This window comes from Planococcus daihaiensis (assembly GCF_049262615.1).
Taxonomy (GTDB): Bacteria; Bacillota; Bacilli; order Bacillales_A; family Planococcaceae; genus Planococcus.
Map to the genome: position 1 here is coordinate 1,966,511 of NZ_CP175504.1, position 22,959 is coordinate 1,989,469.

24 protein-coding genes are annotated in these 22,959 nt (G+C 46.0%); 20 read left to right on the forward strand and 4 right to left on the reverse strand.

What is annotated here, in order from left to right:
• The first annotated feature begins 76 nt into the window (after positions 1–76).
• The 7 genes from DHX103_RS09620 (at position 77) to DHX103_RS09650 (ending at position 5,432) form a co-directional block, all read left to right on the forward strand.
• Positions 77–853, forward strand: coding sequence for a LysM peptidoglycan-binding domain-containing protein (locus DHX103_RS09620; RefSeq protein ID WP_422122078.1), 777 nt, complete (start codon positions 77–79; stop codon positions 851–853).
• A gap of 213 nt (positions 854–1,066) precedes the next feature.
• Complete coding sequence (locus DHX103_RS09625) at positions 1,067–1,540, forward strand: GNAT family N-acetyltransferase (RefSeq protein WP_422122079.1); 474 nt, start codon at positions 1,067–1,069, stop codon at positions 1,538–1,540.
• 189 nt (positions 1,541–1,729) lie between these two features.
• Entirely contained in the window at positions 1,730–2,143 is a 414-nt protein-coding gene (locus DHX103_RS09630; protein WP_422122080.1) for an NUDIX hydrolase, read from the forward strand.
• A gap of 31 nt (positions 2,144–2,174) precedes the next feature.
• A complete protein-coding gene (locus DHX103_RS09635; protein WP_422124749.1) occupies positions 2,175–3,332 on the forward strand; it encodes a PstS family phosphate ABC transporter substrate-binding protein in 1,158 nt (385 codons plus the stop codon).
• A 63-nt stretch (positions 3,333–3,395) separates the two neighbouring features.
• The gene (locus tag DHX103_RS09640) at positions 3,396–3,551 is read left to right on the forward strand and encodes a hypothetical protein (protein WP_422122081.1); all 156 of its coding nucleotides are present in this window, start codon (positions 3,396–3,398) and stop codon (positions 3,549–3,551) included.
• A 78-nt stretch (positions 3,552–3,629) separates the two neighbouring features.
• Complete coding sequence (locus DHX103_RS09645; RefSeq protein ID WP_422122082.1) at positions 3,630–4,583, forward strand: magnesium transporter CorA family protein; 954 nt, start codon at positions 3,630–3,632, stop codon at positions 4,581–4,583.
• An 87-nt stretch (positions 4,584–4,670) separates the two neighbouring features.
• Positions 4,671–5,432, forward strand: a complete 762-nt coding sequence (locus DHX103_RS09650; RefSeq protein ID WP_422122083.1) for an STAS domain-containing protein — start codon at positions 4,671–4,673, stop codon at positions 5,430–5,432.
• A gap of 116 nt (positions 5,433–5,548) precedes the next feature.
• Here the strand turns inward: DHX103_RS09650 and DHX103_RS09655 are convergent, their stop codons facing one another.
• A complete protein-coding gene (locus DHX103_RS09655) occupies positions 5,549–5,875 on the reverse strand; it encodes a winged helix-turn-helix transcriptional regulator (RefSeq protein WP_422122084.1) in 327 nt (108 codons plus the stop codon).
• 136 nt (positions 5,876–6,011) lie between these two features.
• Between DHX103_RS09655 and DHX103_RS09660 the strand changes: the two genes are divergently transcribed.
• Complete coding sequence (locus DHX103_RS09660; protein ID WP_422122085.1) at positions 6,012–6,863, forward strand: VOC family protein; 852 nt, start codon at positions 6,012–6,014, stop codon at positions 6,861–6,863.
• A 45-nt stretch (positions 6,864–6,908) separates the two neighbouring features.
• Here DHX103_RS09660 and DHX103_RS09665 read toward each other — a convergent pair whose 3' ends face one another.
• Positions 6,909–7,163: a hypothetical protein gene (locus DHX103_RS09665; protein WP_422122086.1), complete on the reverse strand. Its 255-nt coding sequence runs from the start codon at positions 7,161–7,163 to the stop codon at positions 6,909–6,911.
• Between the two features lie 130 nt (positions 7,164–7,293).
• Here DHX103_RS09665 and DHX103_RS09670 point away from each other — a divergent pair, with 130 nt between their 5' ends.
• From DHX103_RS09670 to DHX103_RS09685, 4 genes are all read left to right on the forward strand, one after another.
• Positions 7,294–8,364, forward strand: a complete 1,071-nt coding sequence (locus tag DHX103_RS09670) for an NAD(P)H-dependent flavin oxidoreductase (protein WP_422122087.1) — start codon at positions 7,294–7,296, stop codon at positions 8,362–8,364.
• A 91-nt stretch (positions 8,365–8,455) separates the two neighbouring features.
• Complete coding sequence (locus DHX103_RS09675) at positions 8,456–9,283, forward strand: DUF368 domain-containing protein (protein ID WP_422122088.1); 828 nt, start codon at positions 8,456–8,458, stop codon at positions 9,281–9,283.
• Positions 9,284–9,399: 116 nt separating this feature from the next.
• Complete coding sequence (locus DHX103_RS09680) at positions 9,400–11,091, forward strand: hypothetical protein (RefSeq protein WP_422122089.1); 1,692 nt, start codon at positions 9,400–9,402, stop codon at positions 11,089–11,091.
• 215 nt (positions 11,092–11,306) lie between these two features.
• Positions 11,307–12,419, forward strand: a complete 1,113-nt coding sequence (locus tag DHX103_RS09685) for a CAP-associated domain-containing protein (RefSeq protein WP_422122090.1) — start codon at positions 11,307–11,309, stop codon at positions 12,417–12,419.
• Positions 12,420–12,574: 155 nt separating this feature from the next.
• On the opposite strand, the gene DHX103_RS09690 is transcribed toward DHX103_RS09685, so the two are convergent.
• The gene (locus DHX103_RS09690; protein ID WP_422122091.1) at positions 12,575–13,405 is read right to left on the reverse strand and encodes an undecaprenyl-diphosphate phosphatase; all 831 of its coding nucleotides are present in this window, start codon (positions 13,403–13,405) and stop codon (positions 12,575–12,577) included.
• A 142-nt stretch (positions 13,406–13,547) separates the two neighbouring features.
• Between DHX103_RS09690 and DHX103_RS09695 the strand changes: the two genes are divergently transcribed.
• From DHX103_RS09695 to DHX103_RS09715, 5 genes are all read left to right on the forward strand, one after another.
• The gene (locus tag DHX103_RS09695; RefSeq protein ID WP_422122092.1) at positions 13,548–14,627 is read left to right on the forward strand and encodes an AI-2E family transporter; all 1,080 of its coding nucleotides are present in this window, start codon (positions 13,548–13,550) and stop codon (positions 14,625–14,627) included.
• A 493-nt stretch (positions 14,628–15,120) separates the two neighbouring features.
• Positions 15,121–15,564, forward strand: coding sequence for a MarR family winged helix-turn-helix transcriptional regulator (locus DHX103_RS09700; RefSeq protein WP_422122093.1), 444 nt, complete (start codon positions 15,121–15,123; stop codon positions 15,562–15,564).
• A gap of 3 nt (positions 15,565–15,567) precedes the next feature.
• Entirely contained in the window at positions 15,568–18,198 is a 2,631-nt protein-coding gene (locus tag DHX103_RS09705) for an MMPL family transporter (protein ID WP_422122094.1), read from the forward strand.
• 145 nt (positions 18,199–18,343) lie between these two features.
• Positions 18,344–18,796, forward strand: a complete 453-nt coding sequence (locus DHX103_RS09710; protein WP_422122095.1) for a hypothetical protein — start codon at positions 18,344–18,346, stop codon at positions 18,794–18,796.
• A 195-nt stretch (positions 18,797–18,991) separates the two neighbouring features.
• Positions 18,992–20,635, forward strand: a complete 1,644-nt coding sequence (locus DHX103_RS09715; protein ID WP_422122096.1) for a serine hydrolase — start codon at positions 18,992–18,994, stop codon at positions 20,633–20,635.
• 338 nt (positions 20,636–20,973) lie between these two features.
• On the opposite strand, the gene DHX103_RS09720 is transcribed toward DHX103_RS09715, so the two are convergent.
• The gene (locus DHX103_RS09720) at positions 20,974–21,174 is read right to left on the reverse strand and encodes a cold-shock protein (protein WP_006830093.1); all 201 of its coding nucleotides are present in this window, start codon (positions 21,172–21,174) and stop codon (positions 20,974–20,976) included.
• Positions 21,175–21,326: 152 nt separating this feature from the next.
• On the opposite strand from DHX103_RS09720, the gene DHX103_RS09725 reads away from it, so the two are divergent.
• The 3 genes from DHX103_RS09725 (at position 21,327) to DHX103_RS09735 (ending at position 22,942) form a co-directional block, all read left to right on the forward strand.
• Positions 21,327–21,548, forward strand: a complete 222-nt coding sequence (locus DHX103_RS09725) for a hypothetical protein (RefSeq protein ID WP_422122097.1) — start codon at positions 21,327–21,329, stop codon at positions 21,546–21,548.
• Positions 21,545–22,261, forward strand: a complete 717-nt coding sequence (locus DHX103_RS09730; RefSeq protein ID WP_422122098.1) for a hypothetical protein — start codon at positions 21,545–21,547, stop codon at positions 22,259–22,261. The genes DHX103_RS09725 and DHX103_RS09730 overlap by 4 nt, the downstream gene beginning before the upstream one ends.
• Before the next feature lie 141 nt (positions 22,262–22,402).
• Complete coding sequence (locus tag DHX103_RS09735) at positions 22,403–22,942, forward strand: hypothetical protein (RefSeq protein WP_422122099.1); 540 nt, start codon at positions 22,403–22,405, stop codon at positions 22,940–22,942.
• Positions 22,943–22,959 lie beyond the last annotated feature (17 nt).

Genomic DNA, 22,959 nt, shown 5'->3' on the forward strand with positions numbered 1-22,959 from the left:
CGTCGTTTTGTCATTGTCCTGAAATGTTGGGATGTTATAGTGTGTCTTGTGTTAGTGAAAAGGAGGAATTTCATTTATGAAAAAGCAAATCGTTACACTAACGGCAATCGCAGCTCTTAGTGTAGGCGCGGCAACAACTGCAAGCGCTGATTCATCGTATACAGTCAAATCAGGTGATACTTTGTGGGGGATCTCACAAGAGAAAAATGTATCAGTAAGTGATTTGAAAGGTTGGAATGACCTTTCATCAGATCTTATCTTCCCAAAACAGGAACTTAGTGTAGGGGAAGCAAAACAAGAAGCAGCAGCAGAGAAATCGACATATACAGTTAAAAGCGGAGACACTCTATACCGCATCGCAACAAACAGCAAGATCTCATTAGATCAGCTAATGAGCTGGAACGGTATCACAGGCCACATGATTTATCCTGGTGACAAATTGGTAGTCAGCGGTGGAAAAGCAATTTCAACACCAAAAGCACCAGCTACAACACCAACATCAGCACCGGCTCAGTCAACAGCACCGGCACAATCTTCTGCACCGGCTCCATCATCACAATCCGGTAAAGAAATGACAGTATCGGCAACTGCTTACACAGCATATTGCACTGGTTGTTCAGGTATTACTAGAACAGGAATCGACTTGCGTTCGAACCCGAACCAAAAAGTTATTGCTGTAGACCCTACAGTAATCCCACTTGGCTCTAAAGTATGGGTTGAAGGTTACGGAGAAGCAATCGCTGGAGACACTGGCGGCGCTATCAAAGGCAACAAAATTGATGTATTCATTCCATCAAGAGATGCAGCTCTACAATGGGGCCGCAAAAACGTAACAATCAAAATTCTTGAATAGAATAAACTAGCTACAAAGCCGAGGTGACCATTCCCTCGGCCTTTTTTTATGGAGAAAATTATAGATGAATAATTTATATGAGTTTAATTTGTTGGAACATTCCGAAAATAAGTGGAAATCATCTGCAGACTTCTATACACTGAAAGAGAACGATGATGCACAGCAATGGAATCCGTTAAATGAGAAAAAATATGGACCATAGGAGGATGCAGCATGCCGATGAACATACAAGTGATTGAAGACTTGAGCAAAATTGATGTTTCAAAATTGGTGGAAGAAAGCGAAGCGGAAGGCTACCGGTTTCTGAGACGGCTGGTCAACCAGTACGAAGATGGCACTAATACATTCAATAAAGCAGGAGAAGTGCTATATGGTGTGTGGGATCATACCGGCGAATTGGTGGCAATCGGCGGGTTGAACAGGGATCCTTACTCTGACAAAAGCGGTGTTGGGAGGCTGCGGAGATTTTACATTTCTGAACACGCGCGCCGGCAGGGAGTCGGCACGAAATTATTGAAAGAGATTGTCGACTTCGGCAAGGGGCATTTCAATGAACTTGTTGTGCGGACCGATTCATCTGCAGCCGATGCCTTTTACCGGGCAAATGGTTTTTCCGGTGATCTGGGAATGCCGGAAGCAACGCATCATATTTTGCTCAACAGTGAGTATTCCAAAGAAGCAAAATAATATCCGGCCGCCGAGAAATTTTCGGCGGTTTTTTCAATGTAAAAAAATTTGGGAGGCAATCCCCAAAAGGCGGAAATATATGGTATCTTGAAAAAAAGAGCAGCGCTTGAATTTATGACAGGGGAAACGAATCGGTAATGGACATTGAATTACTTTTACCGCAAAGAAAATTGAGTTGGGAGCGATTTGATGGAAATGGCGAATTGGAAAGGTGCAGCTGGTGTCTGCTTCAATGACAGGAACGAAGTTTTGATGGTATTGCAGGGACCGCCGGAAGAAGAAAAGAAATGGGGATTGCCGGCTGGGCCTCCGGAAGAGGATGAAACGCTTGAGGAAAGCTGCATCCGTGAATTTTCAGAAGTGACAGGTCTCGAGGTGCGTGTTGTCAAAAATGCAGGTGTGAAAAAAGACAGCTTTGATAATGCGGACGTATCCGTGGAATTGCAGTATTTCCTGGTGGAAGTTGTTGGGGGACAGCTTACCGTATGGGAAGGGGATCCATGGATCCGGGAAATTGCCTGGCAACCGCTGGACAAACTGGATTCGTTGGATCTGGCTGATCCGAAAGATGCGGAAATGATCAGGTCACTGCTGGAAAATTAGAGATGAAACATGGGGGATGGGAAGTGTGGAGATGTTTGGGAGAGTGCTGCTGAATATTTTTTATTTTCTGCTGTATTTTGCTTTTATAGGAGTTCCGGTACTGCTGGTCGTAGTGTTGAATGGTTATTTTCATCTGATCGGACTGGTAATCGCTGGAGTAGCATCACTGTGGCTGCTGTATCTGTTTGTGGATATTGACTTATATAAAAAGCCGAAGGGAAAGGTGATTGCTGCCGGGATCATTGCGCTGTGTTTATTGATCGGAGCTTCATTTTCCATTCCGCATTATTACAAGCAAAGTTTTGCGCAGCTCGATGGGGAAGTGGATCTGAATGAATACGAACCTTTTACGATGAGCAATAAAATAACCCGGCTGGATGCGCCGGCGAGTTTTAAAATAGAAGGAGATTTGCCGACGCTGGACGGAGCGACGGCACTTTATCCGCTGTATGCCGCTTTTGCCGAAGCGGTTTATCCGAAAGGCCATTATGCTTCTTATGACATAGATTTAAGTGAAGTCGTTTCGACTACGACACGCGAGGCGTATGACAACCTCTTGTCAGGCAAAGCCGACATTATTTTTGTAGCCGGTCCATCCAGCGGACACTTAAAAACAGCTGAGGCAAAAGGGATCGAATTCGAAATGACACCAATCGGCCGGGAAGCTTTTGTGTTTTTCGTCAACTCGCGCAATCCGGTGGATGGCTTGGATAGTGAACAAATTAAAGACATCTATTCAGGGGGAATTACAAATTGGAAGAATGTTGGCGGCGACAACAACAAAATTCGTGCATTTCAGCGTCCGGTTGACAGCGGAAGCCAGACAACGTTCATCAAGTTCATGGGAGACACGCCGATTGAGGAGCCGGAAACGGAAGAAATGATCTCCGGGATGGGCGGCATCATCAGTGAAGTGGCCAGTTACAGAAACTATAAAAATGCCATAGGCTACACATTCCGCTTCTTCTCAACAGCAATGATCCAAAATGATGAGATCAAATTATTGGCTATTGACGGGGTGGAGCCGAGCATCGATACAATACGGTCAGGCGATTATCCTTTGGCTGCGGAATTCTATGCCGTAACGGCAGGGTCCGATAACCCGAATGTCCAGCCATTCATCGACTGGATCCTGTCGGAAGAAGGGCAGGAACTGGTCGAACGCACTGGCTTTGTTTCCGTGGAGTAAAGGGTTAAAGATTGAAGAAGCGGGTATTTTAAAGAATAACAAATTCGGTGAGGAGGGGTAAGTATGAAAAAGGATAAAGAACATCACGAAGGTGAAGAATTGATTCCCGAAGTCGAGCCCCGACGCAATGCACCAAATGACAAAGAAATGGACCCGATGCCGAATCGTGATTTGGAGTATGAAGAAAACTCCAACGAAAAATACAGGGACCAAAATTAATAGCTGAGAGGAAGCAAGTCTTTGCGGACTTGCTTTTTTTAGATTGTTATCTGGAGGATTCACTGGAGGAGGATGGCCATGCCGAAATATACTTTCCAGCAAACAGTGTGGCATGAAGAGGAAACGGAAGTAGAAACTGAATTTATTGATATGCTGCCAGAAAGTATCCGCAGGCATTCCTGGCGTGATGAATCCAAGGATATGACCGTCAATATACTGCACGCCGATACGTCGACTCCTGGCAAAGAATCGATTTGGGGATCGTTAATATACAGACAGAGCCCGGAGCACAAGGGCGATTTGCGCACACTTCACTTTTTCCTGTCGAACGACATTCTTCTGACGAATAAGCTGGATTATGAAGAAGATGAAGACATGGATAAGAAAAAGATTCTGCAGCATATGGAATCCGCGGAGAATCCGGTTGAATTGCTGATGATTCTCCTGGGGGCGATGGTCGGCTCGTTATTGCATAAAATTGACGGTTTTGAGGAGAGGCTGCGCAACCTGTTATGGAAAATCAGAGTGGAGAATAACAAGGAAACGTTAGCCGAAATCGAAAGCATTCGACACGAAATATTATTGTGGAAAAACGTTATTTTGGGGTTTATTGAAATGAAAATGGTCTTGCCCGAAACGTTCGGCAAACAAATCACCGATGGACCTGAGTATTACCGGACTTCTGCAAGGATTGACCGGATCCGGATGCTGATCAATGCCTATGAAGACGAAGTGAATAATATGGTAGACATGGAAAATGTAGTTGCCAATTACCGGGGCAATGAAATCATGAAAACCCTGACGGTACTGACAACATTATTCACACCGGTCATGGCTTTCGGCGCGTTATGGGGCATGAATTTCCGGCATATGCCGGAATTGACGTGGACATTCGGTTATTTGGTTTCCCTCATTATTATTATAGTCTCCACGGCCATCTTATATTATTACCTGAAAAGCAAAGGCTGGACTGGCGACATCCTCCAATCAATAAAAAAAGACAGTACAGGGAGCGGCAATCGGCGGAAATAACTTTCGCTGAAGATATTTTGCTGCGCTCGTTAGTGTGTCATAATGGAGCAAGTTCTATAATTTGATGTTGAAGGAGTACAAGGGAATATGGCAGCAATTGGTTCGATACCAACTACGATATCATTACTCAACGCGCTTGATCATATAGGGGAAACCATCATGATCGCTGATACGTCTTATAACATTACCTGGATGAACTCCGAAGCTTGCCGTCTGCTGACGGAAGTTGCGCCTTTATATGGAATAGATGATTGTGAAGAACTCATCGGAAAAAACATGGATCTGTTTCATAAGGTCCCGGAACACCAGAGAGCGATGATGGATGAACTAAGGGATGTTCACCGGGCCCGGATCAATATCCAAGGTGAATTTGTTACGGATATTGTGATCACGCCGATCATAAATGCTGAAAAAGGGATTGACGGTTATATCATCATGCTGATGGATGTCACTACCCAGGCCGAAGAACAGGAACGTGTCGAAAAACTGATTAAGGAATTATCGATTCCGATGCTGCATATCTGGGAGAAAACGATTGCACTTCCCTTGATCGGAGAGTTTGATAAAATCCGTTCTGATCAGCTCGTCGCAACGGTGTTGACTGAATGTGCCAATAAAAATGTTGAGTATGTATTGGTTGATTTAAGCGGCATTACAGAATTCGAAAATCAGATACGCTATCAGATTCAAATGATGACAGACAGCTTAAGCCTGATCGGCACTTCCTGCATTCTGGTGGGCATCAGTCCGAAGCTGGCAATGTCGATCGTCCAGCTTGAAGGCAGTATCCCGACTTTCAGTTCAGCCTATTCAGGCCTGCAATATATTATGGAAAAACAGAAGGAATGATCTTGCCGTTTGCGCATTTTTGCGCAAACGGTTTTTTTATGGGGACATTTTGAAGGAGAAGAGGTCTTAAATATAGGCAAAACAAAAGCGGCCATCTAATAAAGAGATGGGCCGCTTTATTTCGTTTCAACGGGCGCTTCGATCCAATCCTGGGACCAGCTTTGGATTTCATCCATAACCGGTTTCAGTGACCGGCCTTTTTCAGTCAGTTCGTATTCAATGCGGACAGGAGTTTCCGGGTAGACAGTACGTGAGACGAGACCTTGGGCTTCGAGGTTTTTCAGACGCTCCGACAGAAGACGTCCACTGATACCGATTACTTCGGTCAATTTGCTGAAGCGTTGCGGACCAGACAGAAGCTGATAGATGATTAATCCTGTCCAGCGCTGGCTCAGTATGGAAATGGCGGTTTCAAAACGCGGGCAGATAACGGATGTATCCATGAATGCTCACTCCTTTACCAATATGATAGCACAGCTTCCTTCTATTATAAAAGAATTAAGTTACTTGACACCTTATAGTAACTAAACTATAATTTGTTACATAAAGTAACTAACTTAATGAAATGAGGACTGTTTTATGAACTTCCATCAAAAGCCTATTACCTATACCGATGAAGTCGGATTGAAAGTGTTGAACTTGGGGGGAATGAAGAAATTCTATCAGGAAACGCTTGGATTTCAGGTGATTTCTGAATCAGCAAACGAAGTTCGCTTGGGCACAGATGGCAAAAGCCTGATCAGACTTACGGCCACTGAAGGATTGAAACCGAAAAGTGGCCGATACGCGGGATTATATCATTTGGCGATCCTATTGCCGAACCGCAAAGAATTGGGGAAAATTTTACTGCACCTCCACCAGCAGGGCATCCGGGTCGGTTCGTCGGATCACTTGGTCAGCGAAGCGCTCTATTTATCCGACCCTGAAGGCAACGGCATCGAAATTTATCGTGACCGTGACCCGCAAGAATGGAGCTGGAGCAATGGCGAAGTGGCGATGGCCGTTGATCCGATCGATGCAGAAGGCATATTGAGAGAAGCCGGTCTGGCAAATGAGAACTGGAGCGGCATGCCAGCGGGCACCGTAATGGGCCATGTCCATCTCCACGTTTCGAATTTGGCGGAGGCGCAAAACTTCTATACAGAAGGACTCGGTTTTGAAGTTGTGACTTCAATGGGCGGCCAGGCATTATTTCTCGCCGACCAGAAATACCATCATCACATCGGGTTGAATATCTGGAACGGCATCGGCATTCCGGCTCTTCCGGAAAATGAGGCTGGTCTCGATTTCTACACATTGGTTTTCGAAAATGAAGCAAAACGCGGCGAGGTTACTGAGCGCCTTCGTACACTCGGCGCACAGGTGACAGAGGGCGACAGCCACTGGGAAACGCGTGATCCATCCGGCATTACAATCCGCTTAGCAGTTTAATCAAGATAGATAAAACCCGGCTCATTCCAAAATGAGCCGGGTTTTTTATTCGTTAAAGGAAGGCTGTGGGCAGCTATTTCCAATTTCAATTTGATAGACATTGCCGCCGTTTTCTGCGGAGAATTTGACAGTCATCTGGCTGTCTCCCTGAGCAGAATGATTGGCGCGCATTTCCTGATAAGCCAGTTGGCGTTCCTGGCTTTTTAAATCTTCAAGTGGATTTCCGTAAAAGGATAACAGGATTGCTCCACATGCAATGGTTATTAAAGTGATGCCCAAAAATGAAAGGAATCCCTTCATGTGAAACCCCGCTTTCTAGAATTTGCTTACTATATGAAACGCAAAAGCGCCAGAAAGGTTCCCTGTTGATGTGTGATGCGGTCTGGGGGATACTGGAGATAAAGGAAATAATCGAGGGGAGGACGTCAGATTGCTTTCATTGCAAACAGAAGTTTGTCATTTATTCGAAATCGAATTTCCAATTATTCAAGCGGGAATGGCCGGGGGACCGGCAACTGCGGAATTGGCTGCAGCAGTCAGCAACGCGGGAGGACTGGGAACTTTAGGAGCGGCTTATCTGGAACCCGAAGCATTGCGGGAGGCCATTGCTGAAGTGAAAGCAGCTAGCCGAAAGCCATTCGCGGTCAATATTTTCACATCGAATGATAAAGGCGATCTTTCCCGTCTTGAAGAAGTACAGCGCGCATTGGCCCCTTTGCGGAAAGAACTGGCTATCGAGAAACCTGTGATTACCAGTTCAGCGGATTGGAGCCGGCAGCAATTTGAAATTTGCCTGGAAATGGGCGTTCCAGTCATCAGCACGGCTTTTGGATTATTGGATGACGAACAGCTGCAAGCTGCGAAGTCAGCAAGAATAAAAACGATCGCCATGGCGACCACGGTTGAAGAAGCGAAGATGGCTGAGCGCTCAGGTGTGGATGCTGTTGTTGCGCAAGGAAGCGAAGCGGGGGGCCACCGGGGAACTTTTTCCCTCGAACATCATCCGAATGGTGCCCAGATCGGAACAATGTCCCTCGTTCCGCAAATTGTGGATGCCGTCAAAATCCCAGTGATTGCAGCGGGAGGCATTGCGGATGGCCGCGGACTTGTGGCGGCTCTCGCGCTCGGGGCCGGTGCTGTTCAGATCGGCACGCGTTTTTTGCTTGCTGAAGAAGCGGGAACGCATCCCGCGTATCAGCAAAAGATTGTGGATTCGACGGAAGAACAGACAACCGTCACCACAAGCTTTTCCGGTCGTCCGGCACGTGCCATCAAAAATCGCTTTATAAAAGAATTTGAAGATGCGGGAACCAAAGCTTTGCCGTTTCCGTCTCATAATACAGTAACAAGGGATATTCGAAACGCAGCTGCCAAGCGGAACGATAGCGAATTTATGTCCTTGTGGGCAGGGCAGACGCTGCGGCTGATGAATAAAAAAATGGCGGCAGCCCAAATGATTCGGGAAATCATGGCCGATGCCAAGAGAATTCTAGGGGAATAGCGCTTTGGAATCAGTAGATTTCTGCGGGAAATATACCCGCGGCATGCTATAATTGGAACTGTGATTTTTTTAAAAAGAGGAGATTGGCAAAATGGAATGGAAAAATATATACCGCGGCATTTTGATGGGCATCAGCGATTTGATACCCGGCGTCAGCGGAGGCACCATCGCTTTTATCTTAGGGATTTATGATCGCTTGCTGGAAGCAATCAGCGGATTTTTCAGCCGGGAATGGAAACAGCATCTGGGCTTCCTGATTCCTCTGGTGATGGGGATCGGCGTTACATTGCTTCTGTTCAGCCGCGTCATTGAATTTTTGCTCCATAATCATTATGAAGCGACTCAGTTCTTTTTCATGGGACTGATTTTAGGGGTAATTCCGTATATTATGAAACAGGCTGAAGTGAAACAGAATTTCACCAAACGCCATTTCGCCATTCTGGTCCTGATCGGAATTGCGTTGGCTTCAACCGCGTTTATTGGCACAAATGATAATATTGCACCGATTGAAGAATTGAGTGTTCCGGTATTCTTCGTCCTCTTTTTCTCCGGCTGGCTTGCTTCTATGGCAATGCTGCTTCCGGGAATCAGCGGCTCGTTCATTCTTTTACTGCTGGGCGTTTATACAACGGCGATCAATGCTTTGTCGACTTTGAATATTCCCATTGTCCTGGCGATCGGTACCGGCGTCATGGTCGGGTTTATCGTCAGCAGCAAAGCGATCCGCTATTTGCTCGAACATTTCACTTATGTGACGTATGCGGCAATCATCGGATTGATCCTGGGTTCACTGTTTGTCGTATTCCCAGGTTTTGCATCCGATACAATGACCCTGGTGGTAAGCCTGATTACATTCACAGCTGGACTGGTGTTTACGCTATTGTTCAGCTCACCCAAGAAAACCGTCATAACGGATTGAGCAGCACAAGAGACAGCCTCTCGCTAAGAGGCTGTCTCTTTTTTTTGAAACCTTCAGAGCTCGAGACCGTATAACTTTATATAAGAAAAATTTAAAAGAAGACGAGAGGTTTTACTATGAGCAGTATTTTATTGTTTAGCGCAGTGTGTGCCGTGGTTACGGCATTAATCATTACCCCTTTTACAGCAGGGAAATCGAGTGGAGATGATGAAGGAAAAGGAAGGTTTTCCGCTCTGGCGGTTATCTTTGCCATTGTCTTTGTCCTGGCATTCATTGTTATTGGGATATATTATTATGTTTTTAATGTGGATCGCAATATTTCGTCGCTGTGGCCAATTGCGTTAGTGGCGGCTGTTCTCGGAACTTTGGTTTCCGAAGGGATGGAGCAGAAAGCGAAAGCCGTGGTGCTTGTGGTGGCAGTGGCTGCGTCAGCTTACATGCTGGCAGCACCTTTGTTCAATGCAACGGAAAAATTCGAATCAGTGGAAATGAACGAGGAAGTCGAGCTCGAAGCTTTTGATGAAACACAAACGCCGGCAAGTGTGCCGCCGCAATTTGCGCGCAATAAAATGAAAAAAGCATTTGGGCAGGTGCCGGACACAAGTTATTATGAACTCGGCAACCTTCAGATCCAAAAAGTGAACGACGACTATGTCTATATCGCACCGGTGGAATTTTCCGGCTTCTTTAAATGGTGGAACGCCGATTCCACACCAGGCTATTTTACAATGAGCGCCACCGACGCGTCAGCCAATCCGAAGTTTATCAACGCAGAAATGGTGTACACCCCATCTTCTTATTTCGGCAAAAACATCGAACGCCAAATGCGCAGCGAAAATCCGCAGGCTGTCTTTTACGGCGCACCACAGCTTGAAGTCGATGAAGAAGGAAAACCATATTACATCCGCTCATACGGAGATTTCATTTCGGCGAGAAATGGTTTTGATGTTACAGGCATTGCAGTGGTCGACCCGGTGACGGGAGAAAGCGTGAATTATACGCTTAAAGAAGTGCCTGCCTTTATCGACGGCGCGGTTTCCCCGGAATCCGTCAGTCTTGAGAACAGTTATTTCGGAAATTTTGCAAATGGTTTCCTGAACAGCAAGTTCAGCAAGAAAGATGTGAAACTTCCTTCAGATGAGGGAACGGAAGCGAATGTAAGCCCGATTTTTGATGCGCAGGGGGAAATGTTTTATTTCACAGATTTCACGAGTCCAAAAGAAGGCGTCGACTCCATGCTCGGCTATTCGCTGACCCATGCACGTACGGGCTCTTCAACATTCTTTACGGGGAGTTTGGACGATTCCTATATGGACTCACAGGGGAATTTGCAGATTATCGAAAAGCAATTTATTGAAAAACAATGGTCCGGCGAAATGCCGGTGTTGTATAACTTTTACGGAGAAGCAAGCTGGCTGACACCTGTTCTGGATTCCAACGGGTTCCTGCAGAATTACTTTATCGTATCGGCAGCCAATCCCGAAATCTCGGTCTTTGCGGAAACGCCGAATGAGGCATTGCGATTGTATCAGACCGCGCTGCAAAGAGGCGGCAGTATCGTTGATGGCAACTCGGAAGCGCCAGAGGCTGAAACTTCAGGTGTCGTCGAGCGCGTGTTCAAAGAAAAAACCGGGGATTATACAATTGTGTCTTTCCTGCTCGAAGATGGAACCAATTACATTGTGTCATCTGAAAGCAATCCGCTGTCCATCTATTTGGAAGTGGGAGATACAGTGAATGTTCGTTATGCAGACAGTGGCGAGTTATTCTTGCCGGTGAAAGAATTAGGAATTGAAGCAATAGAATAGGGAGAACCCTTTGCCTTTTCACGGGCAGAGGGTTTTTTCAGTCACAGAAGACCAACGATATTTATGTCCTGTTATTTGGAAATAAAAGAGGGAAAAACTATCGTTTTAACAGTGACAATCAAAATTGTCATTATTCCAGGTTCATTTTACTTTATAGAAGGGAATCCAAAGATTAAACTGAATTGAAGAGGTGATGGACCGTGCGGAAAATATTCATGTTGCTATTAATTTTGTTGCTGGTGTATTTCGCACGGCCGCTTTGGGAAGAACCGGTCGGTGAATATGTGGATTTGAGTTTTCTGGATAGTTTGGACAATACCATTGAAAATCTGGCTGAAGATTCAGATGTGACGATGGCGCTGGACGGTGCGAAGGAATTTACGTCCCGCCTCGCGAACCAGCTGCAGGCGCTCGTTTTGACGAATACCGCGGAAATGCCGGAAGCGGTTGAAAAACCGGAACTGTCAGAGACAGATTCATTGTTCGCCATCCATAACGTCACACTTGGCATGTCCAAGGAAGAGGCACAGGCAAAAGTCGGATTGCCGCTGCGCTTGATGAAAAACGAATACGGCAGCGACTGGCATAGTTATCACACAAATTTCCAGAATTACGTTTTGCTTTCCTATAACCAGGATGGCAACGTCAACGGCATGTTTACCAATCAGGATATCATCTCATCTACGGATGGCATCACGATGCAGTCAACTAAAGAAGATGTGCGTAACCAATTGGGGACGCCGCTGAAAAGTCTGCAAAAAGGGAATGTCCAATACATTCTTGATACCAGAGAGGAATATGATCTCTTTAAAATCGACCATCTGTATGTGACGGTTTTTTATGATATACACGAAGAAAATACAGTGACGGCACTTCAGGTCATCCATGAAGATCTTGAGAAGGACCGCCAGAAAATTTACGCTGAGGCGAACGATGAAGTTCGTGAAGGGTATGAATACCTGTTGTTCGAGTTGACCAACTCTGCGCGGATCCAGCGGGAATTGCCGTTGCTGAAATGGGATCAGGAGACGATGCTGACAGCCCGCAAACATAGTGAAGACATGGCGGAAAATGAATATTTCAGCCATACCAATAAAGACGGCGAGTCGCCGTTTGACCGCATGTCAGATGATGGCATCGACTTTTTCGTTGCCGGTGAAAATTTGGCTTACGGCCAGTACAGCAGCATTTTTGCCCATGAGGGTCTGATGAATTCAATGGGCCACAGGGAAAATATTGTGAAGCCTGATTTCGGTTATCTGGGAGTCGGTGCAGCATTCAATGACGAAAACCAGCCGTTTTACACGGCTAACTTCTTTAATAGATGACTTTTTAAAAGCCCGGAAAATTCCGGGCTTTTTTTCTTTGCAGTAAAATGCAGGAACAAATGAAACCGTTCGATAGTTTCTTCGTATGATAGGAGTACCGAAATACATAAAAAAGCTGACCCCTGTAAAAGGATCAGCAATGGCAATGAATTTTATTAGCTAAGTAAGAACCATGCAAGAACAACGAGCGGTCCGACAACGAAGCAATAAATCGCGAAATATTTCAGTTGTCCTTTGGCCATGATATTCATGAACCATTTAAGAGAGAAATAAGAAGCGACCAGCGAGCCGGCAAATGCCATGATATAAGGTACGGCCAACGTAGCGAGATTGTCATCGTTCAAAATGTCGGAAATGCTGAGAACCGCACCACCAAGACTGATCGGGATGAACAGCAGGAAAGAAAAGCGCAACGCCGTTTCCTGGTTAATGCCCCGTGCCATCGCAGCGACGATGGTCGCTCCGCTACGACTGATGCCGGGGATTAACGCGACAGATTGGGATAAGCCGATAATAATGGCATCTTTCATCGTCATTCCGCCGTCTTTCCGTTTTCCGTGGATATCACGGATCAGCCAGAGTGCAACACCGGTGATAACGAGCGTGATTCCGACCGTCACGACCGTGGACAGGTAATCGTCAATCGTGTCCTGGAAAAGCACACCGATAATGGCTGCAGGAATGGTTGCAACCACCAAATAGACGATGAACATGAAGTCGCGGGTGGTTTCTTCGTCTTTGACTTTGAAGAACCGCAGTCCGTTAATGACCAAACGCTGAATATCTTTTCGATAAATGATAAGAACGGCAATCAGTGAAGCTGTATTGACAAGCAGCGCAAACGTGGAGACGCTGCCTTCGATTTCGACATCAAGAAAATATTGGGCAATTAACAGATGTCCGCTTGAGGAAATCGGAATCGGTTCTGTCAGCCCTTGAAATAAACCGAGCAGCAAAAATTTTATGGTAAGCCATAATTGTTCCATTGAAATAACTCCTTCTACGTGTTTATGTACAGCCATGTTTAGAGACGCAACAGAGCCAATAAAGTTCGCTTTCACAAAGAATAATAATAACATAATTTAATGGTAAACTGGGTATACCGGTAAAATAAAAGGAGTGAAACTTTTGACAAACAAACTTTGGTTCCAGGTAGGAGTCGGAATTATCCTGACATTGGTCATTATTCGTTTATTTATTGAAGTACAAGGGATTTTCGACCCGTTGTTCATCATTGCAGGCACAATCTTTGTACCATTGCTCCTTGGGGGAGTGCTGTTTTATCTGACGCGGCCAATTCTTTATCTGCTTGAAAAACGAGGCCTTCCCAAATGGGCTTCGATTCTCAGCATCATCTTAATGATTGTTCTGGTCTTCTGGATTCTTTATGCAATGATCGGGCCGGTGATTACGGGTGAAGTCAATTCACTGGTGGACAATGCACCGGGAATTGTTGAAGATGTAGAAGAATATGCCCAATATGTGTTGGATCAGCGGAGCAGATTGCCCGACAGTGTCCAGGAACAGATCAATGGCATGACTAGCAGCATCGGTGATTGGGCGAGCAACATCGGCTCAGTGTTGATGTCGTTCATTACCGGATTGATTTCGGGAATTGTATCATTGATTCTTGTACCGTTCTTCCTCATTTACTTGTTGATTGACCATAGAAAATTTGTGCCTTTTGTCTCCGGTTTCTTCTCGGGAGAGCGCAAATCATGGATCATCAAAACGATGCAGGACGTCGACAAAACATTGCGCGCTTATATTCAGGGGCAATTATTCGTCAGCTTCCTGGTTGGGCTCATGCTGCTGGTCGGCTATCTGATTATAGGCCTTGAATATGCCATCCTATTGGCGCTGATTGGTATGGTGACGAATGTTATTCCATTCCTCGGTCCATATATCGCCGTTATTCCGGCATTCATCATCGCGTTGGTGACGGATCCGGTAAGCGCAATCTGGGTATTGGTCATAATGCTCGTTGCCCAGCAGATCGAAGGAAACCTGATTACACCGAACGTCATGGGCAATGCGCTCGACGTGCACCCGCTGACAGTCATCACATTAATCCTGGCAGCCGGAAATATCGCCGGCTTATGGGGAATCATTCTGGCGATCCCGGTTTATGCCGTGCTGAAATCTATTGCGAAAAACATTTATGCAAGGCGCCAGGAAATAGGAAAGACAGCTACAAGAGACGTTTAACCGAACCCCTCATGAATGAAATATTCATGGGGGTTTTGTTTATATAGGTTGAATTAAGAATTCTATAAATATGCCGCTTCGGTGCTTCATTGGCATTCGCCTGCTCCAGGAGCGCACCTGTGCTGAGAAGAATTTCTAGAGATATGAAGCAAAACAGCGAAGACGCCATGGGGAGCAACGCTTTTTCATGTCTCGAAGCTAGCGAAGCGATGCAGAGACAGAAACGGAGTTGGCTTTCCAACTCCGTTTCGACGAAGTGCAAGATCCAATCGGTTGGTACACTAACTTAGCTAAATATAAAAACCGTGCTCCTGCATCGCTGCGCTGCTTCGTCGCAAAGACTTAGCCTCGCAAGCGTCGGCTAATGTCTTCGAAGCTGTTTTGCGGAATATCGGCTACTATAAGTTTGTTAGTTCAAAATATATAGGATTAAATCCTTGACGAAAAATAGTCTACCCCCTAAACTGTTTAATAGTTGAGGGGGTAGACTATTTTGGATCAACGTATAAAAGAAGCAGTGGATCTTTTCACTGATGTGATGATTTACGGTACAGAAAAAGTCATTAAATCGGTCGATCATCCGCTGTGGAAGGAATATTCACCGGAACAGATGCAGATGCTGAAGCTGATCAGCAAAGAAGGGCGAATCACTTCCAGTCGCTTAGCAGTTCTTCAATCTGTACATAAATCAGCCATATCAAGCCGCATAAAAAAGCTGCTGCAAAAAGAACTGATCCAGATAGCCGAAACAGATGATAAACGGACCAAGGTGCTGGAGATTACGGCTGCCGGCAGAGAAGTGCTGCAGCAATCCGACAAAGCGCTGGCAGATTACTTAGAAAAGCTGCTGTCCGAACAGATTGAGGACCAGGAGATTGAACAGTTCCTCATCATTTTCCGCAAACTGAAAGAGATTTTAAAAATGGATGGAGTGTAAATCGTGAAGACAGTATTAAAATTCAAATGGCCGATTGTAATCGGCTTAATCATATTAACAGCAGTTCTTTTCCTGTTGGCACCGAACTTGACCGAACAGGCAGAAGAAGCGGGGTCATTCCAGCTTTCCGATGAAGCTTCATCGCAGCTGGCGAACTCCATTTTGGAAGATGCGGATGCCGCGGGGCAAACAATTTCCCTGGTCTTTGAATTGGAGCAGGAACTTGACGGAAGCATGCGTGACAGTCTGGCACAATTGACGACAGATCTGGAAGGGATCGGCAGTCCGGTAGCGTCAGTGACCAATCCGGTGGAAAATGAAGAGCTCGAGGAACAATTGGTTTCCGAAGACGGGCAGACCGTTTTAATGCCGATCACCGTTGAAGGAACAGATGAAGAAATCAATGAAGCGGCTGACACTATTCGAGAAACTGCTGCCATCGACGGGGCAATAACGTATCTTACCGGCCAGGCAATCATCAATCATGATGTGAACTTGAGTGCCCAGGAAGGTCTGAAAAAGACGGAAATCATCACCGTCATCCTGATTTTCGGTCTGTTGCTGGCGGTATTCCGTTCAATCGTAACACCGCTTGTGCCGCTGATTGCGGTGGGGATTTCCTATTTGCTGAGCCAATCGATCGTTGCATTTTTCATCGACTGGTTCGGATTCCCGGTTTCAAACTATACACAGATTTTCCTGGTGGCGATTCTTTTCGGGATTGGGACAGATTATGCGATATTGCTGCTGAGCCGCTATAAAGAGGAACTGGCTTCCGGCCGCGCAGTGGAAGAAGCGATTCTGAACACTTACAGAACTGCTGGGAAAACCTTGTTTATCAGTGGGTTGTCTGGATTTATCGCGTTCCTGGCAATCGGTTTTGCGGATTTCCCTATTTTCAAATCAGCCGTAGCCGTGGCCGTTGGGATTTTCGTATTGCTCATTGTGCTGTTCACGATCGTGCCGTTCTTCATGGCGGTGCTGAAAGAGAAATTATTCTGGCCGAGCAAAAAATCCGCTTCGCATTCAGACAGCAGGATCTGGATCTGGATCAGCAAATTATCGGTCAACCGTCCGTTGCTGTCGATGGTTTTGGTAGCGCTGATCACGGTACCGCTCGTGTTCTCGTATGATAACGATCTCTCATTCAACACGGTCGACGAAATCGGTTCGGAATATGAATCGGTAAAAGGATTGGAGGCAATTGAAGCGGCATTCGGAAAAGGAAATTCGTTGCCGGTGCAAATTGTCGTGAAATCTGACGAAGAATTAAATGGAGAAGAAATCATTCCGTATTTTGATTCGCTGAGTGAGGATATTCTGAAAGTGGAAGGCGTGGAGACCGTCCGTGCCATCACCCGTCCGACAGGAACACCGATTGAAGATTTCTATGTTGACAGCCAGCTCGGTATGATTGCGGATGGGCTGGATGAAGCGCGTGCGGGACTCGGTGAAGTTGGAACCGGGCTGGATGAAATCGAAGGCAATCTTTCGGCCCTCAGCCAGCAGACTGGCGGTTCTGCGGGAATTGGCGAAGCTGCGGCTGGATTGGCGCAAATAAACGAACAATTGGGTCAGGTAACACAAGGCCTGCAACAAACCGGCAATATCCCGCAGACGGTCGGCGCGCTGGGACAAATCAGCGGCGGATTGTCTGAGATTGAACAAGGACTGGAAGCCGGGGCCGGCGAAAGCTCCGAACTTGGAACCGGCTTAGCGCAATTGGCCGACGGCGTTGGTGCTTCCAATGACGGACTTGTCGAAATAGCGAACGGGCTTGAAGAAGCCGCGTCAACGCTGCAAGCAATCAGTGAAAGTGAAACGGTCCGGGAGACAGGAATCTATCTGCCGGAAAGCGCGCTCGAAGGTGGAGACCTTGCGCCGCTGCTTGATCAATATACTTTTGCAGATGGCACCGGCATGCTGATGGAAGTAGTGCTCGCTGTTGATCCCTATTCTCCTGAAGCGATTGATGTCGTGACAGAGATCAAAGATGCAGTTGCGCAAAGTGTTAACCACACGCCGCTTGAAGGCAGCGAAGTGGCCTTTGGCGGAATCTCCAGCATCAACAGTGACCTCGCGGATATTTCTTCCAGTGATTTCACGCGCACTGTCATAATCATGTTGACCAGTTTGTTCGTTGTGCTGGCATTCCTATTGCGTTCTTTGATCATGCCCCTTTATATGATCGGCTCGCTGTTGCTCACGTATATTGCGTCGATTTCCATTACGGAGTTGATTTTCGTCAATATGCTTGGTTATGACGGCATTACCTGGGCGGTGCCATTCTTCGGTTTCGTGATGCTCGTCGCGCTCGGCGTCGATTATTCGATCTTCCTATTGGACCGTTTTCAGGAAGAGTCCGTCAATGGCATCGATGTGCGACAGGCAATGCGGACTTCGATGGCGAAAATGGGAACCGTCATCATTACAGCGGCCATCATTCTGGCGGGGACGTTCGGTGCGATGCTGCCGTCAGGCGTTCTCAGCCTGATGCAGATCGCTTCGATCGTCATCACAGGCTTGCTGCTGTATGGTCTGATCGTACTGCCGCTGCTGGTGCCGGCCGTCACCGTGTCGTTCGGCAATGGTGCATGGTGGCCGTTTGGCAAACGCAACAGCAAAAATAAATAATGTGATTTTCATAAGCTGCAGGGGCACCGCTTAGTTAACGTGGTGTTCCTGCAGTTTTTTTGTGTTCTTTTCAGATTTTAATGAAATTGGGAATGACATGTTATAATAAATGAAGAATGAAAAAACGAAACGGGGTTTATGTATTATGCTTACTTTTGAGCAAAAACTGGAAATCATTGAATCATTTCCGGAACTGACACGCAAAGAAGTGTCGATGAAGCGTGTTAATTTTCATTACGAAGAAAGCCTTTACGACAAAAAAATAGTGGTCTATCATTTGCATCCGACGGGCAACGGCTTTGTCTATGTCGGCAACTTGCCGCATTACGAAGCGGACAAAAAAGGCTTCGTCAATATCCGCGACTTTTCCGAAAAGGAATTGCGCAGCATACTCGCGGACTCGTTGGATTATCTGTCGCTGGAACCGGAACCGCCATACGATAAAACATGGACCAACCGCGAGAACGAGAAAGTGGACCTGGTGTATGACGAGCCGTTCTGGAATGTCTATGCCGGCAAGAATCTGGAGGAAACCTTCGGAACGTTCAGCGACGCCGAAGATTATTTGATAGACCAAGGTTTCAAAGAACCGAAATAATAATCGAAAGAACTCTTCCTATTTAAGGAAGAGTTTTTATTTTAATGAAGGAAAAAATGCCAATCGCTGATAAAGCCGAAAAAATCGCTGATAAACCACGAAAAATCGCTGATAAACTGAAATTCTGATGTTATTCTTGTCAGAATGAGGAAAAATCACTGAAATTTCGGTATGCTTGAAGCAGGGAGTGATGACATGTTCAAGAAAGTGACTTTATATACAAACAAGCTGAACGAAGTGAAAGGCTTTTACGAATACCAACTGGGTTTCCGCATTATTGAAGAAGATGATTCAAGTTTCATGCTGGCAATCGGGGAGTCTCAACTCATATTCCGCCAGTCCGAGCGGCCGGCGTTTTACCATTTCGCCTTCAATATTCCCGGCAACCAGTTCACCCTTGCCAAAGGTTGGGCAAGTTCGCGCGTCGAGCTGAACCGGCAGGAAGGCATGGATGAAATCTATTATGCGAATTTCGATGCTGATGCCTTTTATTTCCAGGATCCAGCCGGCAATATCGTGGAATTCCTGGGACGCAGGAATATGGATAAAATGGGGGATTTCACTGTCGATTCATTGCTGAACATCAGTGAAGTCAGCATCACCACGCCGCATGTAGCGGAAGTCGGCAAAGGGATTGAAGATATGGAAATTCCAGTCCGTGGCAATAAAGGCATAGAACCCGATTCATTGAACTTCCTGGGACAAGGTGCGGCATTCATCATTCTTGTGGCACCAAAGAGAACGTGGTATTTCTCCAAAAAGAAGAGTGAAGTCCACCCCTTGTCGATCGAACTGACAGACGGACGCCAGATCGACATTGATGAAGAAGGCAACTTTGGTACCGCAGTTCCTGAAAATCCCCTGTCGGACCGATTGGAAGAAATGGAATTCTCCGGCGCGGCTATGCTGAAAACGGATGAAGTTTGGGCGATAGCCAAAGGGATGGCAGATCGCGCCAATGCCCGGCCAAATGCAGTGGATACCCGTTTAGGCATCGCTTCAGGCTGCAAAATCTTTACGGCTGTAGCAGTTGCGCAATTGGTCGAAGAAGGGAAATTGGCATTTGAAGACCTGCTTTCCGAATTGCTGCCCGATGATTTCCCGGAATTCCCTGTCACGATCCATCAGTTATTGACGCACACTTCCGGCATTCCGGATTATTTCGATGAATCGGTCATGGGTGATTTTGAGGAACTCTGGCAGAAACATCCGATGTATCAAATGAAGAGCACGAGAGATTTTCTCCCTCTTTTTCAGGATAAGCCGATGATGTTTGAACCGGGCGAAAAATTCAAGTACAATAATGCCGGGTTTATTGCGCTCGGCCTGGTTGTTGAAAAATTGACCGGCCAAGCGTTTACTGATGCCATCGAAGAGCGGATTTTCCGTCGGGCGGGGATGGATCGATCGAGTTATTTCCAATTGGATCGCCTGCCCGCCGAAACGGCAAACGGCTATATTGAAGAAGGCGACGCATGGCGCACGAACCAATATGCCATTCCGGTAAAAGGCGGCGCGGACGGAGGCGCTTATGTAACGGCAGCGGACATGTCGGTTTTCTGGACGCACCTGATGAACCATAAGCTATTGTCCGAAGATGCGACCCGCAATTTACTGGCGATTCATGCCGCTGATGGCGAAAATTATTACGGCTATGGCGTGTGGATTGAAAAAGCTGGCGACGAGATCCGGAAATACCATGTGATGGGCTACGATCCGGGCGTCAGCTTCCATTCCGGCTTTTATCCGCCAAGCGGCAGCACGCTGACAGTTTTATCAAATGGCAGCACTGGAGCGCTTGAGGTCGTCCAACTGATCGAACAACAAAAACTTACCTGAAAATCGCAAAGGAGCAGAGGATTATGAGCGGTAAAAAACTGGCGTTATCCATCATCTTCGGCACAATCGCCGTAGCTGCATTGATCTTCCTGGTTTTCCAACTTTATTTCATGCTGAATTAAGTACGAAAACTTTTTGGAATCAAACAATGGAAAGAGGGAATCCGCATAATTGCAGATTCCCTCTTTTTTATAATGAATCGAAATAATATTTTTCTGGAAATGTAATATTTTCATCCCTATAAGCCATGGGAAATTAAATTCTGGCATTCTTATTAAAAAAAGAAAACAAAAAAACGGATTCTTCCGAAGAAGAATCCGTTAATAGGTTTATTTGAATTAAGCTTTTTGTACGTTAGTAGCTTGAAGACCGCGTTGGCCTTGCTCGATGTCAAACGTTACTTCTTGACCTTCGTCAAGTGATTTAAAGCCTTCGCTTTGGATTGCAGAGAAATGTACGAATACATCGTCGCCGCCTTCGCGTTCGATGAAGCCAAATCCTTTTTCTGAGTTAAACCATTTTACTTTACCTTGTTCCATGTGTGTTTCCTCCTCGTATGCTTTCGCATACATTGTATTACTATCCTTGCTCAAATCTTGCAGATGAACATCTGACACTTTGTAAAAAGTTATCCGAACAAAAATAATTCTTCCTTAGAATAACACGGCTATTTTCAAAATGCAAGCTTTTAATGAAAATAGACCGTAAAGCTGATATTTCTTTCTTTAATTATATTGGTAGAACGATAGGGAAGTCAGGGATAGCGGGGACGGAACGACAATTACGCCAAGTGATTTCATTTAATCAAAAAATTATCTTAATTGCAGTAAAATTTGAAAAACTACCTTCCATAGCAAAAAATAAATGGTATCATGAAGGTACAAATCCGAAAGCTTGGGGGAGGTTGAGATGAAAGTTTTATATGAAGGTACGATAACCAATCAGGTGCTTCGGAAAAAACTGCCCCTGCGTATGAAACGGCTTTATCTCGAAGATCTGCCGGCGATCGAAGAAGTCCAGGAAGCGGTAATCGCAGCGATGCCGGAAAAAACAACATTGCAGCCCTTATCGACTGAAGAGTTTCTGTTCATCCTTAATGAGCGTGGCCTGATGGTCGGAGCTTACGCAGAGGAAGAATTGATCGGCTTTCGTGCCTTGCTGATTCCCGAAATCGATGAAGAACACCTTGGCTATGACATCGGTCTCCCCGAAGAAGAGTTGCCGAAAGTGATTTATCAGGAGATTTCCGCTGTACTTCCTGCTTTCAGGGGAAATCGGCTGCAACAGAAGCTGGCCGACGTTATTATGAAGGAACTTCCGAAACTGCCCGGCAATTTCCGCTATGTCTGCTGTACAGTCGCGCCGATGAACATCCCGAGCCTGAAAGATAAATTCACGCAGGATATGTACATCGCCGCCCTTACCGAGAAATACGGCAGCAAAGAGCGCTATGTCTGTGTCAAAGACCTGGAAAACCCTTCAATCGGCTATGCCGACTTTACGACAGCCAAATTGGATGACTTTAACAGGCAACATCAATTATTCGATGCCGGTTATGTAGGCATCGACTTTCAGATGAAAGGCGGCTTCCATGAAATCCAATTTGTAAAACCCATCCTTCAATAGGATGGGTTTTTTGCGCTTAAAGATACTTTCCCTTTAACTTTCATTGTGAATACGAAAAAATAAAAAATTCTGAAACTTTTATCCCTTATTTCCGTAAATAAGATAAAATGGAAAAGAGAGAGAATGATGGGAGGTATTGGGATGGAACTGTTTGAGTTAGGAATGGGGCAGATTTATATGTACGGCTTGCTTATTGCAGGCGGCCTTACCCTATTGTATGTGCTGTTCGGGGATATGGTGGATGCCGGCGAAGGATTGCCGCTGTTGAATCCTGCAGTTTTGCTTGCATTTTTCACGCTGTTTTTTGCCATCGCCTTTCTGCTCGAAAAAGTAAGCGCCCTGAACAGCTTCAGCATCGTCATTGTCTCGGCAGTCGCCGGCGTGGTGCTGGACATCCTGTTTTACTTCTTTGTTTTATTGCCATTGAAATCTGCTGAAGCATCAATTGCCTACACAGAAGAATCCCTTCTCGGCCAGGTGGCCAAAGTGATTATTCCGATTCCTGCCGACGGCTACGGCGAAGTGGTGCTGGAAACGTATGGCGGGATGATTTCAAAACGGGCTACGGGTTATGACAATGAACCGATCGCGCAAGATGAACAGGTGCTGATAATAGAAATAGATAACGGCACTTTATATGTCAGGGAATACCAGCCTTTTGTTTTAGGAAATAAAAAATAGCAAAATCCAGGGGGAAT

Excerpts from the sequence above, each read along its gene's own strand:
- DHX103_RS09730 (WP_422122098.1), top strand. The coding sequence starts at position 21,545 with ATGAAAGTTTTATATGAAGGTACGATAACCAATCAGGTGCTTCGGAAA.
- DHX103_RS09720 (WP_006830093.1), bottom strand. The coding sequence starts at position 21,174 with ATGGAACAAGGTAAAGTAAAATGGTTTAACTCAGAAAAAGGATTTGGC.
- DHX103_RS09625 (WP_422122079.1), top strand. The coding sequence starts at position 1,067 with ATGCCGATGAACATACAAGTGATTGAAGACTTGAGCAAAATTGATGTT.
- DHX103_RS09665 (WP_422122086.1), bottom strand. The coding sequence starts at position 7,163 with ATGAAGGGATTCCTTTCATTTTTGGGCATCACTTTAATAACCATTGCA.
- DHX103_RS09655 (WP_422122084.1), bottom strand. The coding sequence starts at position 5,875 with ATGGATACATCCGTTATCTGCCCGCGTTTTGAAACCGCCATTTCCATA.
- DHX103_RS09710 (WP_422122095.1), top strand. The coding sequence starts at position 18,344 with ATGCTTACTTTTGAGCAAAAACTGGAAATCATTGAATCATTTCCGGAA.
- DHX103_RS09675 (WP_422122088.1), top strand. The coding sequence starts at position 8,456 with ATGGAATGGAAAAATATATACCGCGGCATTTTGATGGGCATCAGCGAT.
- DHX103_RS09735 (WP_422122099.1), top strand. The coding sequence starts at position 22,403 with ATGGAACTGTTTGAGTTAGGAATGGGGCAGATTTATATGTACGGCTTG.
- DHX103_RS09725 (WP_422122097.1), top strand. The coding sequence starts at position 21,327 with ATGAAAATAGACCGTAAAGCTGATATTTCTTTCTTTAATTATATTGGT.
- DHX103_RS09660 (WP_422122085.1), top strand. The coding sequence starts at position 6,012 with ATGAACTTCCATCAAAAGCCTATTACCTATACCGATGAAGTCGGATTG.
- DHX103_RS09620 (WP_422122078.1), top strand. The coding sequence starts at position 77 with ATGAAAAAGCAAATCGTTACACTAACGGCAATCGCAGCTCTTAGTGTA.
- DHX103_RS09650 (WP_422122083.1), top strand. The coding sequence starts at position 4,671 with ATGGCAGCAATTGGTTCGATACCAACTACGATATCATTACTCAACGCG.
- DHX103_RS09640 (WP_422122081.1), top strand. The coding sequence starts at position 3,396 with ATGAAAAAGGATAAAGAACATCACGAAGGTGAAGAATTGATTCCCGAA.
- DHX103_RS09635 (WP_422124749.1), top strand. The coding sequence starts at position 2,175 with ATGTTTGGGAGAGTGCTGCTGAATATTTTTTATTTTCTGCTGTATTTT.
- DHX103_RS09680 (WP_422122089.1), top strand. The coding sequence starts at position 9,400 with ATGAGCAGTATTTTATTGTTTAGCGCAGTGTGTGCCGTGGTTACGGCA.
- DHX103_RS09685 (WP_422122090.1), top strand. The coding sequence starts at position 11,307 with ATGTTGCTATTAATTTTGTTGCTGGTGTATTTCGCACGGCCGCTTTGG.
- DHX103_RS09690 (WP_422122091.1), bottom strand. The coding sequence starts at position 13,405 with ATGGAACAATTATGGCTTACCATAAAATTTTTGCTGCTCGGTTTATTT.
- DHX103_RS09715 (WP_422122096.1), top strand. The coding sequence starts at position 18,992 with ATGTTCAAGAAAGTGACTTTATATACAAACAAGCTGAACGAAGTGAAA.
- DHX103_RS09645 (WP_422122082.1), top strand. The coding sequence starts at position 3,630 with ATGCCGAAATATACTTTCCAGCAAACAGTGTGGCATGAAGAGGAAACG.
- DHX103_RS09630 (WP_422122080.1), top strand. The coding sequence starts at position 1,730 with ATGGAAATGGCGAATTGGAAAGGTGCAGCTGGTGTCTGCTTCAATGAC.